This window comes from Bradyrhizobium sp. UFLA05-89, from assembly GCF_059803475.1.
In genome coordinates this window covers 23,534-36,672 of record NZ_JBANBA010000052.1, presented here as the reverse complement: position 1 = coordinate 36,672, position 13,139 = coordinate 23,534, and the positions used below count along the sequence as shown (strand labels likewise).

At 57.9% G+C, this 13,139-nt stretch carries 12 protein-coding genes; 8 read left to right on the top strand and 4 right to left on the bottom strand.

Annotation, left to right across the window (positions count from 1 at the left end; translation table 11 throughout):
• Positions 1–104 precede the first annotated feature (104 nt).
• The 4 genes from SO139_RS25030 to SO139_RS25015 all read right to left on the bottom strand — a co-directional run bounded on the left by SO139_RS25030 (position 105) and on the right by SO139_RS25015 (position 3,316).
• Entirely contained in the window at positions 105–689 is a 585-nt protein-coding gene (locus SO139_RS25030) for an anthranilate synthase component II (RefSeq protein ID WP_498540734.1), read from the bottom strand.
• On the bottom strand, positions 686–2,080 hold the full coding sequence (gene pabB, locus SO139_RS25025) for an aminodeoxychorismate synthase component I (protein WP_498540733.1): 1,395 nt from the start codon (positions 2,078–2,080) through the stop codon (positions 686–688). The genes SO139_RS25030 and pabB overlap by 4 nt, the downstream gene beginning before the upstream one ends.
• A gap of 116 nt (positions 2,081–2,196) precedes the next feature.
• Positions 2,197–2,526, bottom strand: coding sequence for a Dabb family protein (locus SO139_RS25020; protein ID WP_498540732.1), 330 nt, complete (start codon positions 2,524–2,526; stop codon positions 2,197–2,199).
• A gap of 157 nt (positions 2,527–2,683) precedes the next feature.
• Positions 2,684–3,316 (bottom strand): GntR family transcriptional regulator, encoded by a 633-nt coding sequence (locus SO139_RS25015; protein WP_498538828.1) that lies wholly within the window; start codon positions 3,314–3,316, stop codon positions 2,684–2,686.
• A 114-nt stretch (positions 3,317–3,430) separates the two neighbouring features.
• Between SO139_RS25015 and bioB the strand changes: the two genes are divergently transcribed.
• The 8 genes from bioB (at position 3,431) to SO139_RS24975 (ending at position 12,820) form a co-directional block, all read left to right on the top strand.
• Positions 3,431–4,426, top strand: a complete 996-nt coding sequence (gene bioB / locus SO139_RS25010; RefSeq protein WP_498540731.1) for a biotin synthase BioB — start codon at positions 3,431–3,433, stop codon at positions 4,424–4,426.
• A gap of 54 nt (positions 4,427–4,480) precedes the next feature.
• Positions 4,481–4,834 (top strand): aspartate 1-decarboxylase, encoded by a 354-nt coding sequence (panD, locus tag SO139_RS25005; protein WP_498538826.1) that lies wholly within the window; start codon positions 4,481–4,483, stop codon positions 4,832–4,834.
• Between the two features lie 79 nt (positions 4,835–4,913).
• Complete coding sequence (locus SO139_RS25000) at positions 4,914–6,068, top strand: 8-amino-7-oxononanoate synthase (protein WP_498540752.1); 1,155 nt, start codon at positions 4,914–4,916, stop codon at positions 6,066–6,068.
• On the top strand, positions 6,065–6,709 hold the full coding sequence (bioD, locus tag SO139_RS24995) for a dethiobiotin synthase (protein ID WP_498540730.1): 645 nt from the start codon (positions 6,065–6,067) through the stop codon (positions 6,707–6,709). The genes SO139_RS25000 and bioD overlap by 4 nt, the downstream gene beginning before the upstream one ends.
• Positions 6,696–7,979, top strand: coding sequence for an adenosylmethionine--8-amino-7-oxononanoate transaminase (locus SO139_RS24990; protein ID WP_498540729.1), 1,284 nt, complete (start codon positions 6,696–6,698; stop codon positions 7,977–7,979). Before bioD ends, SO139_RS24990 begins: the two co-directional genes overlap by 14 nt.
• Positions 7,980–8,116: 137 nt before the next feature.
• Complete coding sequence (locus SO139_RS24985; RefSeq protein WP_498540728.1) at positions 8,117–9,199, top strand: hypothetical protein; 1,083 nt, start codon at positions 8,117–8,119, stop codon at positions 9,197–9,199.
• Positions 9,181–9,783 carry a hypothetical protein gene (locus tag SO139_RS24980; protein WP_498540727.1) on the top strand — a complete coding sequence of 201 codons (603 nt, stop codon included), beginning with the start codon at positions 9,181–9,183 and terminating at the stop codon, positions 9,781–9,783. The genes SO139_RS24985 and SO139_RS24980 overlap by 19 nt, the downstream gene beginning before the upstream one ends.
• Before the next feature lie 961 nt (positions 9,784–10,744).
• On the top strand, positions 10,745–12,820 hold the full coding sequence (locus tag SO139_RS24975) for a methyl-accepting chemotaxis protein (RefSeq protein ID WP_498540726.1): 2,076 nt from the start codon (positions 10,745–10,747) through the stop codon (positions 12,818–12,820).
• Positions 12,821–13,139 lie beyond the last annotated feature (319 nt).

Sequence of the window (13,139 nt, the reverse complement as noted above, 5' to 3'; positions counted from 1 at the left end):
TGCTGGTGCAGCCAGAGGGCAGTGAAATGCGATCGGACTTAAAGTGTTACGGATGCCGCCGACGCCTCATTGGGGGGAGAGGCGTGCGACATAAATGCCCATCCTTACGTTTTGAAACTCTTTGCCAGTCGCAAAAAGTTCATAAGCAGAGCCTCTCCTTGTTGGGTCAGTATCGATTCAGGGTGGAATTGCACGCCATAGGTAGGTTGATCGCGATGTGCAAGCGCCATGATCTCGCCCTCGTCCGAGCGCGCCGTGACCATAAGACACGACGCGTGTGATTGATCAATCTCAACAACGAGGGAATGGTAGCGCCCAACGCAAAGAGGGGAAGGAAGTCCTTCGAATAGCCCGCGGCCGTCATGCGCAACGTGTGAGGAGCGACCGTGCATGGGCCGACGTGCGCGTGCGACGCGTCCGCCGAAAACGCTCCCGATGCACTGGTGTCCAAGACAGATGCCGAAAATCGGGACGCGACCTGAAAGCTCGCGAACGACTGAGGTCGATATTCGCGCCTCTGTTGGGGTGCAGGGACCGGGGGAAATGACCACGGCGTGCGGCTTGAGACGAACAATATCATTGAGGCTGATCGCATCATTTCGGACCACTTCGGTTGATTCACCAAGCCGGCGGAAATAGCGGGCAATGTTGAAGACGAAGGAGTCGTAGTTGTCGATGATGATAATCAAAGTTCACCGGTAGAATTGGCGCGAAACGCGTCAAAAATCCGCTGCGCCTTCGCGAGCGTCTCCTCATATTCGGCAGTCGGATCCGACATTGCCGTTATCCCGCCCCCTGCGTGAAAGACAGCCAGGCCGTCGTCGATCGTGACGGTGCGGATCGCAATATTCGTATCCATGTGCCCGTTGAAGCCGATGAAGCCGATCGCCCCGCAATAGACCGCTCGCGCGACTTGCTCGAGTTCCGCAATGATTTCCATCGCTCGCACCTTCGGCGCCCCGGTAATGGAGCCGCCGGGAAAACAGGCGCGAACAAGGCCGACCGCGTCCTGGTCCCCCGCAAGCTCTCCCGTGACGACCGACACGAGGTGGTGCACCGAGGCATAGGTTTCGAGGGTGCACAGCTCTGGAACGTCGACTGAATGCGGCGTGCAAACACGTGACAGATCGCTTCGTAGGAGATCGACGATCATGATGTTCTCGGCACGGTCTTTATCGGACGCGGCCAGGAGTTGTGCGCGACGCTGATCTTCCCCAAAATCCGTTGAACGGGCGATCGTGCCTTTGATGGGGCGCGTTTCGACCCTTCGTCCGTCGAGCTTCAGGAATCGCTCCGGCGAGCTTGATGCAATGGTGAGATTGCCGTAACGCAGGAGCGCTGCAAACGGTGCTGGGTTCAATGATCGCAGTTGGCAGTAGAAGGCAACAGGATCAAATGAGGTTGGGAGCCTGGCGCTAAAACGCTGCGCAGTGTTCGCCTGAAAGATATCGCCAGCCAGAATCAGGTCGATGACGCGCTGGACCGCCGCCATGTAGGACGCGCGGCTGAAGTTCGAGTGCCATGGTCCGACCGCGCCATGGGCATCATCCCGCGGCAAGTCTGGGCCGGCAAGGAGAGCTGCAAACTCATCGGCTCGATGGCGGGCACGCGCGGCTCGGCGTGCGGGATCCTGCTCCGGCCATCCCGTCGACACAAGCCAGCATCTGTTGCGATAGTGATCGTAGCTGACGACCACATCATAGAAATGCAGAATGGATTGAGGCAAGCGGTGTCCGGAACTTGCCGGCGCGGGCAATCGCTCCAGTGTCCTGTTCAGATCGTAACATAAGAACCCTGCCGCTCCTCCCTGAAATGGCGGCAGATCAGGACGATGCTCTTGCGGATACTTGGCGAGCAGGGTGCGAAGGACGTCCCAGGGGTCACTGTCAATGCGATGGCCGTTCCAGCTCGCCTGCCCGTCCGCGATGATATAGGTGCCGAACGGGTTGCAAGTCAGGTATGAATTGCGCCCAAGGAGTTCGTGGCTTGCCGCGCTATCGAGAAATGTAAGATGGGGGCGGCGGGCGAGGCGCCGCATTGCCGTGACAGGGCAAATCCATTGCAGTTCGCGGACGTACATCGGGCTATCGCTTGACTTGCGAGTTGGCGTCCGCGCGCTTCCGATTATAGGCCGCCAAACGCGCGCAACGTTCGATCGGAACTTGCAAGAGCGTGAGACCGACGGTCAGCTTAGCCTCAGCCGGCCGATACCGCACGGCGAGTGAGGAGCCGCACATCCGCCGACACACAATAGTCTGCCGCGAAACGCAACTCGCGCAGTGGCCGTACCCGCCTGATTGATTCCTGGTAAAGATCGTGCGCCTTGTAGGCCTCGAGTTTCGCCTCGTTCTCGAACTCACCATAGACAACGACGTCAATGTCGTTGCCGAACTGGTCGCTCTTACGGTTGCGAGCGACCTCGAGCCGGCTTGCATGCGGGATTTTCGTGAGAACCGACAGGCCTTCGACGATACGATCGATGTTGGCCTGATCTTTTGCGCTGAACAAGACAATGTGGCGAATCATGGATGGCCTTAAGGAGAGCTATCAGAGATAGGGCGCATAACTAACTTGGGATCGAGATCTCTGCAACGCTTCGCTGCTGCATCGCCGATTGATGATCGAGTTTTTGACAGTGTTGCGCCTCGCAGTCTGAACTGAGCCCATAAAGACGTTTTCCTGATCAAGAGGTGGAAAGCGCCAGGCGCTCAATGCTCTGAATGTGACGTGTGAGCAGATTACAGGCTAGGTCGAGGTTGCGCGCTCGCAGGGCCTGCAGAATCAGGCGGTGATCCTGGTTGGACCGTGGACGCCAGCCGGCCGTCCGTGCCATCGCGAATACCAGCCGTGAATTTGCAAGCTGTAGTTCATCGAGGCTGGCGAGCAGGCGGGGCATCGCGCAGGGCGCAACCAGGGCATAATGAAAGGCCCGGTTGGCCATCTCAAAATCCTCAATCGTCTGAGCGCTGTCTCCTTCAATCAGCGCGAGTTCAATTCGTGCCAGGTGGACTGACGAGAGCTTTGGAGCTGCATTGCGCAGCGCGACCACTTCGAGCGCGGCGCGCATCTCGGCGATCTCCTTCACCGAATTCGCATCAAGCGGGGCAACCCGCACGCCGCGGCGCGGTGCACTCACGACAAGATGCTGCGCCTCGAGTTGCCGAAAAGCCTCGCGCACCGGAACGTGACTTGAATTGAATTCCCGCGCCACATGATCCTGCCGGAGTTTTGCGTCTGGCTGCAGCGCGCCGTTAATAATGCGCTCACCGATCGACTCCGCGATGCGTCCAGCAGTCGTCCTGTTCTCACTCATCATAGATTATCTATCGGAAAAATGGGTGCGCCCCGATACCGCATCGATTAGCATCGATCCAATGTCGATGACGAGAGATAATTCACGCGATTATCTATGATTGCGGACTTGAGACCTATGGATGTTGCTGTTGGGGTTGATCGGAACGGAAGCTGCGAGCTCGAAGAAGTCGGCGGACAATGGAAACGTACCGAGGCCGAAGCGCTCTACGGTCTGCCGTTCGCTGAGCTGATGTTTCGAGCGCAAAGCGTTCACCGCGGCAATTTTGATCCAAACCACGTTGAAACAGCAAGCCTCCTCAGCATCAAGACGGGTGGCTGCCCGGAAGATTGCGGCTATTGCGCGCAAAGCGCACATTACGAAACCGGAGTGAAAGCGACCCGCCTGATGGATCGCGCTGATGTGGTCGCCACCGCGCAGCGTGCCAAGGAGGCAGGTGCGACCCGCTTCTGCATGGCCGCGGCCTGGCGCAGTCCGAAAGACCGCGATCTGGATCGGGTCTGCGAGATGGTCAGCGCGGTCAAGGACCTCGGCATGGAAACTTGCGTCACGCTGGGCATGCTGACACTGGGGCAGGCAGCACAGCTTTCCGAGGCCGGGCTCGACTTCTACAATCACAACATCGATACATCGCCTGAATTCTACGACAAGATCATCACCACGCGCGCGTTGCAGGATCGAATTGACACGCTTGAACACGTGCGCGAAACGGGGATCAAGGTCTGCTGCGGCGGCATTATCGGCATGGGCGAGCGCGTTGAGGATCGCCTCGACATGCTCGTCCTGCTGGCTAATCTGCGAAAGCCACCGGAAAGCGTGCCGATCAATCTTTGGAACGAGGTCAAAGGGGTTCCGGTCAACGATACCGCCGAGCGCCCCGATCCGATCGCGCTGGTGCGCCTGGTCGCCACCGCCCGGATCATGATGCCAACGAGCGTGGTGCGGTTGTCGGCCGGGCGGCATGACATGACCGACGAATTGCAGGCGTTGTGCTTTTTAGCCGGCGCAAACTCAATTTTCATCGGGGACGTGCTGTTGACGACCAAAAATCCGAAGACCGAGCGCGACGCAAATTTGCTGACCAGGCTCGGCATCACGTCCGGGCTTGCCTGAACCAACGGGACGGCGAGCGGTCTTCACGAAACTCCTTTAGGCATAGGTTGAGAAATGCAAATTACCTTGATGAAAGGCAAGATCCACTGCGCATCGGTGACTGAAGCCGATCTGCACTATGAAGGCTCAATCTCGATTGATCGTACGCTGCTGGATGCAGCAGGGTTCCTGGTCAACGAACGCGTCGAAATTCACAACGTCGAAACCGGCGCGCGTTTTGCCACTTTCGTGACCGAAGCGCCTCCCGGCTCGGGTGCCATTGACTTGAACGGTGCGGCCGCGCGACTGGCGTTACCCGGAGACAAAATTAGCGTCATTGCATACGCCTCATTTGGTGAGGTGGAAGCCAAAACGTTCAAACCTCGCATCGTGTTGGTTGATCGCGAAAATCGGATCACGCCGGTTTAGTGGCCGAAAAACGGACCTAAGGCCGTTTTTCTTCGCACCCATTGTAATTTTGCGTGATTTCGTCACCCGAGAAATGAGAATGAATTCAATCCACGGGGGAAAAGTTGCCGGATATGCCGCGGCATTGCATGTTCTGAAAGAAGACCACCGGTTGCGCCGTCTCAATCCGCGTGAAGGAATCGATTTCACGTCGAACGACTATTTGGCGCTCGCGAGCGCGCCGCGCATGAAGGCGGCTGTTTTGGCCGCGATCGAGGCCGGCACACCGATCGGCGCCGGCGGCTCGCGCCTTCTGCGCGGCAATTGCGAGGAGCACGAAACTCTGGAAGCTGAAGCTGCTAGGTTCTTTGGGGCCGAGACAGCGCTCTTCTTTGGCGGCGGTTATGTCGCAAATTTTGCGGTGCTGACGACGGTGCCGCAGAAAGGCGATCTGCTCGTTCTCGATTCTCTCGTGCATGCGAGCATTCATGAAGGGGCGCGGGCAAGCCGCGCTAATTTTCGTATAAGCGCGCATAATGACCCGGAGGCGGTCGACCGCACGATTCGTGACTGGCGGGCAAATGGCGGGGTGGGCCGCATTTGGGTCGTGGTCGAAAGTCTCTACAGCATGGACGGTGATTTTGCGCCTCTCAAGGAGCTGGTTGCGCTCGCCGACCGGTATGATGCGTTCCTGATGGTCGATGAGGCCCATGCCACCGGTGTCTACGGCGAGCAGGGACGGGGGCTTACCGCGCCTTTTGAGGGACGAGAAAATCTCCTGGTCGTTCATACCTGCGGCAAGGCGCTAGGCGCTGCGGGCGCGCTCGTCACTGCGTCTGGCGTGCTGCGAGACTTCCTGGTCAATCGTTGCCGTCCGTTTATCTTTGCCACCGCACCTTCGCCGTTGATGGCGGTCGCCGTGCAGGAGGCGATTCTGATCCTGCAGCAGGAACCTGTGCATCAGCGGCGTCTCACCGAGCTGGTCGCGTTCACGCACCGGCAGATGAGCGAGTGCGGTTGGAAAAGTCCGTCCGGTTCGCAAATCGTGCCATACATCGTGGGTGACAACGCCCGTGCGATGCGGCTCGCTTCTGCACTGCAGGCTCGCGGCTTCGATATCCGCGGAATCAGGCCGCCAACCGTGCCAGTGGGCACGGCCCGTTTGCGAATTTCACTAACACTCAACGTCAGCGAGGACGACGTGCGTGCAATGCTCGATACCTTGATCGAGGAGACGAGAGGTGAACTTCGATGAATCCAAGGATCGTGGTAACGGGCACAGATACCGGAATCGGAAAGACGGTGTTTGCCGCAGGGCTTGCGAAACTCCTTGGCGGGATTTATTGGAAGCCGATTCAGGCGGGCCTTGGAGAAGAGACCGATGCCGAGGCTGTGGCGCGGCTGGGCGGCTTGCCCGCCGATCGCGTCCTGCCAGAGCGTTACCGCCTTCGAACGCCCGCCTCGCCCCACTATTCTGCCGAGCTTGACGGAGTTCGCATCGAGCCAGATTCGCTCGAAGTGCCTGATACCGGGGGGCAGCCATTGGTTATCGAGGGCGCGGGCGGGCTGATGGTGCCGCTAAGCGGCGACACACTCTACATTGATGTGTTCGAGCGATGGCGGCTTCCGGTCGTGCTTTGCGCGACCACAGAACTGGGGACCATCAATCATTCGCTGCTGTCGATAGAGGCCCTCCGAAAGCGCGACATCCCCGTTCTCGGGATGGCCTTCATTGGCGAAAGAAACGCCGAAACTCAGACCATCATTCGCGAGATGGGACGGGTGCGTTGGCTAGGGCGATTGCCATGGCTCTCTCCCCTCACGGCGGACACGCTGGAGGCAGCATTCAAGGTCTCATTTCGTGCAGATAGCTTCAAATTGTATGCCAAAGAATAAGTCGCCGATCTGGCATCCCTTCACGCAACACGCTCTTCAAGACGAGATGACGAGGATTGTTCGGGGCGAGGGCGCCTATCTTCACACCGCGGATGGTCGCCGCATCATCGATGCAATCTCATCCTGGTGGGTGGTGACGCATGGTCATTGTCATCCATATATTGTGCGCGCGATTCAGGAACAGGCAGGCAAGCTCAACCAGATCATCTTTGCCGGCCATACCCACGATCCGGCCGAGGAAGTTGCGGCCGAGCTTCTAAAACTCGCGCCTCGCGGGCTCGAGCATGTCTTCTTCTCCGACAGCGGCTCTACAAGCGTGGAAGTCGCGCTAAAAATGGCGCTCGGCTATTGGCATAATGTCGGCCAGCAGCGAATACGCATCATCGTGATGCAACATTCGTATCACGGCGATACGGTTGGCGCGATGTCGGTCGGGGCTAGGGGCGTGTTCAACGCGGCGTACGGGCCCTTGCTGTTCGACGTCACCTCGGTCCCGTTTCCCGCAACAGGTCATGAGCAGGACACGCTCGACGCCCTTGAGTCGGCATGTCGAAACGAAATTCCAGCGGCCTTTATTGTAGAGCCTCTGATATTGGGCGCTAGCGGAATGCTGATGTATCCGCCTTTGGTGCTCAGAGAGATGAAGCGTATCTGCGAGGCCTCGGATGTCCTGTTCATTGCGGACGAGGTCATGACGGGCTGGGGCCGCACTGGAACACTCTTCGCGTGCGAGCAGGCCAATGTCACCCCCGATATCGTCTGCTATTCCAAGGGGATTACAGGTGGAGCGCTTCCCCTCGCGGTAACACTGTGTCGCGCGGATATTTTCGATGCGCATTATTCGAAAGACCGGACGCGCACGTTCTTTCATTCGAGTTCATATACTGCAAACCCCGTAGCCTGCGCGGCAGCAAAAGCTAATCTGGATCTCTGGAAAGATCCCCAGACTCGCCAACGGATGGCGGCGGTTGCCGCGATGCAAGAACAGGCAATTGAGCCATTCCGGGCCGATGCGCGCTTTGAAAAAGTTCGTCGAACCGGCACGATTACAGCACTGGATCTAAAGACGAGCGATCCGGGCTATCTGGCGGACATGGGCCCAAAACTTCACGCCTTCTTCAAGAAGAGAAATCTACTGCTGCGGCCGCTCGGCAATACGATCTACGTGATGCCGCCGTATTGTGCGACAGCGGCAGACCTCGATGAAATCTATGCTGGCATCTGGGAGGCCGCCGATGCGCTGTCTCGAAGGCACGCTTTGCCTGCATAGGCAGTTAGGAGCGCCAACTTCTTAATTTCATTCCAATGATAGGGCGAGTATTGCGCTTGCCCGTACCGGAGTCCGAGGTTTGAGATTAAAAAGGGACGTCCGATTTGGCTAACAGAATGTTTGGGCGGGAGGGGCTGTTGAGTGAGGAATTTCAGCGTTTTGTGATTTTGAATCGGCTGGCGAGCATCTCGGTCTCGCGGGCGCCGGGAGCGTTCAAACCGCCCCTCGTCGAAGGCCACGAGATGTTCAAGATCATGATGGAGCGCCAGGAGAACGGCGCCGCGATCGAGTTCTTCGGTCTCGAGGAAACCGGCCGTGACGCTGCCGAGGAGAGCGACGACGATCGGATCAAGCGAGGCGCCGGGCATAACTTCATCTGGCTTCGCCAGATGACGATCGTTAATCGCGGGGGGCACCGTTATGTCACGATGCTCATTGAGTTCGTCGATCATAGCAAGACCAGCTTCTCGGTCGTCGATACCAGCAGTCTCAAGGGGCGCGACATCACCGGCGGGAGGAACGAGCGAGGCGGCATATCCTGCCACGTGCTCGTCCGCCTGCCGATTGGGCAGCACGACGATGGCCTCTATCGATGTGCCATCGAGTCCGTGCATCATATCAACCGGAGTATGATCGAGACCTTCATTTGCAAGCAACTTCGACGGTGGGCTCGGGCGAACGAGCAGACTTACGAGGTTCACACGCCCGACAAGAAGGGGCGCATGCATATCAAGACCTATCGATACACGCCCAGGCTCGAACTGCATGCAGACGTCGGGCGCTCGCTGTCCTTCGCCAGCTCCGGCGGCACGGAGCTGGCGCAGATGACGTTCTCGAAGCGGTCGACGAAACAGTCGATCGCAGGTAAGGACCACGTCAAGCAGCAGGAGTTGATTGCCGACGTCGAGCTGCGTGTCAACGCAAAACAGGGTCCAGAAGAGAAGAAGGAGCGTATGGCGTGGTTGACGCGGATACGATCGTACTATGAGGAACAGGGATATCAGACTAGACTGACATACCGGCACCTCGCTAGCGGTGGTGTGCTTTCCGGAAACGTGCACAAGACCTTGGCTGGCGCTGCCGACCTTGTGATGTGCCCGAGGGAGCTCATGTCATTGAAGCAGGGGCTCCGCGACTGGTATGCTAAGATTGACGGTGAAATCGAAGAGCAAATGGCCACCTTGCTTGACAAGGACCAGCTATGGGAACGCGGCAAATAAAGCTTCTGCAGGTGCAGCATGGCGGAAAGCAGTCGAGCCTTCGGCTGCTCGCTCCGCTACGCTACCTTCAGATCCGCCATCCTGAGAAACGCAAGTACGATGTCACCATCCCGGCCGTCATCGGCGTCGTGGCCTGGGGCATCTACATGGCTATTGATCCGAGGCCGGCGCTATTTGGTGATGCTGGTTTGCTGCGCTTTGCGCGCGACCTGCTCATCATGGCCGTGCCGTTCATGATCGGCGCGTTGGCTGCCGTTTCGATGGGGGCTCCCGGCCCGAACCTCGATCGCCGGCCGATCGGCGCCGAGCTCTGGCTCGACAACGATGCGCTGACGATGCGGCAATTCCTTTGCTTCTTGCTCGGCTATCTCAGCTTTCTCGGTCTCATCGTTCTGATCGGAGTTGTGGCCGCTGGGTTGCTGAAGGATGGCGTTGTGGCATGGACGTTAGCACTGCCGCATGTCCGCCTGGCGGCTCGAGCGGTGGGCTCGCTCGTGTTGTCGCTGTCACTATCGTTTCTTTCCGTCACAGTGCTATGGTCGCTCTATTTCTTGACTGATGTAGCTAACCGGAAGGGCTCATAGTCCGCCGGTGGCGAAAGGAATTTGCAATGATCGTGATTCGTGAGGTCGACCGGCTTAAACGGACTATCAACGCCGTTCGTCCCTACCCCACGCTGCGGCTCACGAGGGAGCTTGCCTTTGCGCGCCCGTCCGGTGGAGTCCAACACAACCGGGTTAAAGAATCGTCGGCAAGAAGACGGTTTTCACCCTAGGCGCCGGCTCTAGCGCGGGGTTTTGGAATGTCGACAGGAAGAAATTGAACGGTGAAATTCCCACTCTTTCAAGACCCGAGAATTTGGTTCGCTTCCAGAAAATCCTCATAAGAGAGGAGGAGACTGGGTCGACTACTCGATGCGGCAAACACTATGCCGGAGCCCTTTCCAGCTTGGCCTCCATCGACGAGGCATCCTCAGCCATCACCGCCAGTTTCGAGGCGAACCTGTGCACCTGCTTCTTGGCGACTGCCCCTTCCTTCGTGTGAACTCGTTCTTGAACTTGCCTGTGCTGGTGTTGATGAGGTCGGGAAATCTGCCTCGCGTATGAGCGGGCGTCCTTGCCCGCGAGCATCTCCGGCAATCGTTTGCGGAACTCGTAGTCGTAGACCCGGAATGCCTTCGCTGGACCTAGCTCAGTGCCCTGAATAACCCTTGCGGTCTACAGTTGCGCCGCAGGGCAGTCTCTCTAAGTCGATGAAAGGTGGTTGGCTTGCAGCTGACGATTTTTGAGTGGCGGGCGTGAATCCGGCGAAGTTATGCCAAAGATTGCTCGATTTATGCGCGAGCCACCACTTCGGTGCGAGTCGGCAGCAAGACGACGTGATATGTCGACCTCGTCGTTGGACGATCGGCCAATTGGCGACGCGGAATCTAAGGACACGAAACAAAAGTCCAAGGCAAACAGCCCGGCCGCTTTCGTCACGGGACGTCATCGATCCCTGTCTCTTCGTCAACGTTGCGTAACAAGCCCAACCTAGAGGTTGTGAATGGTCAGCATCTCGCCGAGCTCCTGTTTCGACCGTGTTGATCAGAAGCGCACCGGAAATGTTCACGGATTGATTGGCAATTTGATGTCTGTATCAACGGCTGCGAAACGCTTCGTATTGCCAATTCTTCGTCGAACTCGGCCAAGCCTACGAACCAAGATTGCCATGCTTGGAATAGTGGGCGTGCTTGTCACAGGGGCGGCTTGCATCGTTGGGCTCAATTATGTTGCGCAAGTGCAGCTCGCGGCAGATCAGAGCATCCATCTTCGTGCTCACCTAGCGGCGCTTTCAGAAGCGTTTCTTGAATCGCAGCAGCTAGCACTCGAGTTTCTGCGTAAGCATGATGAAGCGTTGATCGAGCGGCACGCCCAAGGCATCAGGAAGGAGCTGGCCGACCTCAATCAAATCGAGGAGTATGTTGCCTCCTTGCCGGAGGGCGATCCCCTGAGAGACGTGTCGTTCCTGCGCGCCGGAATCGGCCTCTATGCAACTCGTTTCAACAACATTGTTTCGGCACAGCGCGTGCTTGGGTTCGCCGAGAATGATGGCCTCCAGGGCAAGCTGCGCGATGCCGTGCATCAGGCCGAATCCCGCCTTACGCAGTTCAATCAACCGCAGCTAACCGTGTTGATGCTGATGATGCGGCGGCACGAAAAGGATTTCATGCTGCGGCGCGAGGAAAAGTACGGCGACGAACTAGACAGGCGAGTCGCCGAGTTCGGAGCCGCGCTGGCGTCTTCCGACTTGGCGCCGGACGCCAAGACCGAACTGAAGGCGCTCATTGATTCCTACCGAGCTAGCTTTGTGGCCTTCATGGTTGCTCAACAGGCGTTGGATGACCAGGTTGATGATCTCGGGCAGATCTACGGTCGCAATCGTCCTCTCTTGTTGAAAGCGATCGCGGCAGCTGATGCTAGGTCTGCCGCAACGGAACAGCGTGCCTCTCGGATCCGCCAGATGCTGGGATGGGGAATTGGAGTTGCCACGCTCGCAATCAGTTTCGTTGCCATCTTTGTCGGGCAGAGCATGGCTCGGCTGATTACTCGCATGACCAAAGCGATGCGGCAGCTGGCGGCCGGGCATTTCGAGGTGACCCTACCCGGAATTGGTCGTTCGGACGAGATCGGTGAGATGGCACAAGCCATGGAATCGTTCAAGCTCAAATTGAGAGAGAAGGCGCAGGCCGAGCTTGCAGCGAATCTGGAACGGGATCGCTTGGCGGGAATGCGACGTAAGGCGGAGCTTGAGAAGCTTGCGAGAACGTTTGAAAATGCGGTAAGCGGCGTCATCGACACTCTGTCATCCGCCTCGACCGAGCTGGAGGCGTCCGCTCGCAGCCTGACGGACACCGCGTACAATACACACGAAATCTCTGACAAAGTCGCCTTTGTCTCGGAAGAAGCTTCAGGCAATGTTCGGATTGTCGCTGCACGTACGGCGGAGATGATGGAGTCTGCTACGGAGGTTGGACGCCAAGTCGAGCAATCTGCAGAAATCGCTAGGGTCGCCGTACGTCAAGCCCAAGAAACCGACAGTCGAATAAAGCACCTGTCGGCTGCAGCGCTAAAGATCGGTGGCGTGGTTGAGCTCATTGCCGCAATCGCCAGGCAAACGAACCTTTTGGCTTTTAACGCAACGATCGAGGCTGCACGCGCGGGCACGGCCGGCCGCGGCTTTGCCGTTGTGGCGCACGAGGTAAAGTTACTGGCGACACAAACAGCCAAGGCGACCTCGGAGATTGCAGAGCAAATCTCAGATATCCAGGCGGCCACGGAGGAGTCGGTCAATGCCATCACGGAGATCGGCAACAGTATCGGCAGGATCTCGCAAATCGCATCGACGATAGCTGCTACAAGCGAAGAGCAGGGTACTGCAACCAAAGATATTGCACAGAATATCCAACGTGCGGCAGAAATGTCGAGGCAGGTCTCCAGCAACATCCGGCAGGTTGCACAGAGCGCCTCGAGCACAGGCGCGTTTTCCTCGCAGGTACTGACATCTGCGAATGCGCTGGCCCAAAGCAGCCATCGTCTCAAACTCGAAGTCGATGGCTTTCTCGCCGGGGTTAGGTCGTGATCAATCCTTCTGTAGAACTGTGGACCATGGGAGCGCCCGGTGCCGATACAAGTGGCACAGTCAACAAGGAAGGCTTGGGACCAAGTTTTGCGTTTGCGGCCTTGCGGAAGGTCGGACGAGTCCCGTGCGTTGCCTTGGTGTTGGGGGAATGTGATAGCGCGCCAGAGCTACAGCTTTCCAATGATCAAGGCGCGGCCACTGGAGCGACATGGAATTCGCGATGTCTCAAGCGAACTGTATCGCGCAACGACGATTCCAATAGACGTCGTCACGCTGATCTTGCTCCTCGAGTGCAGCGACGGAGCACGTTTCTTGGAAG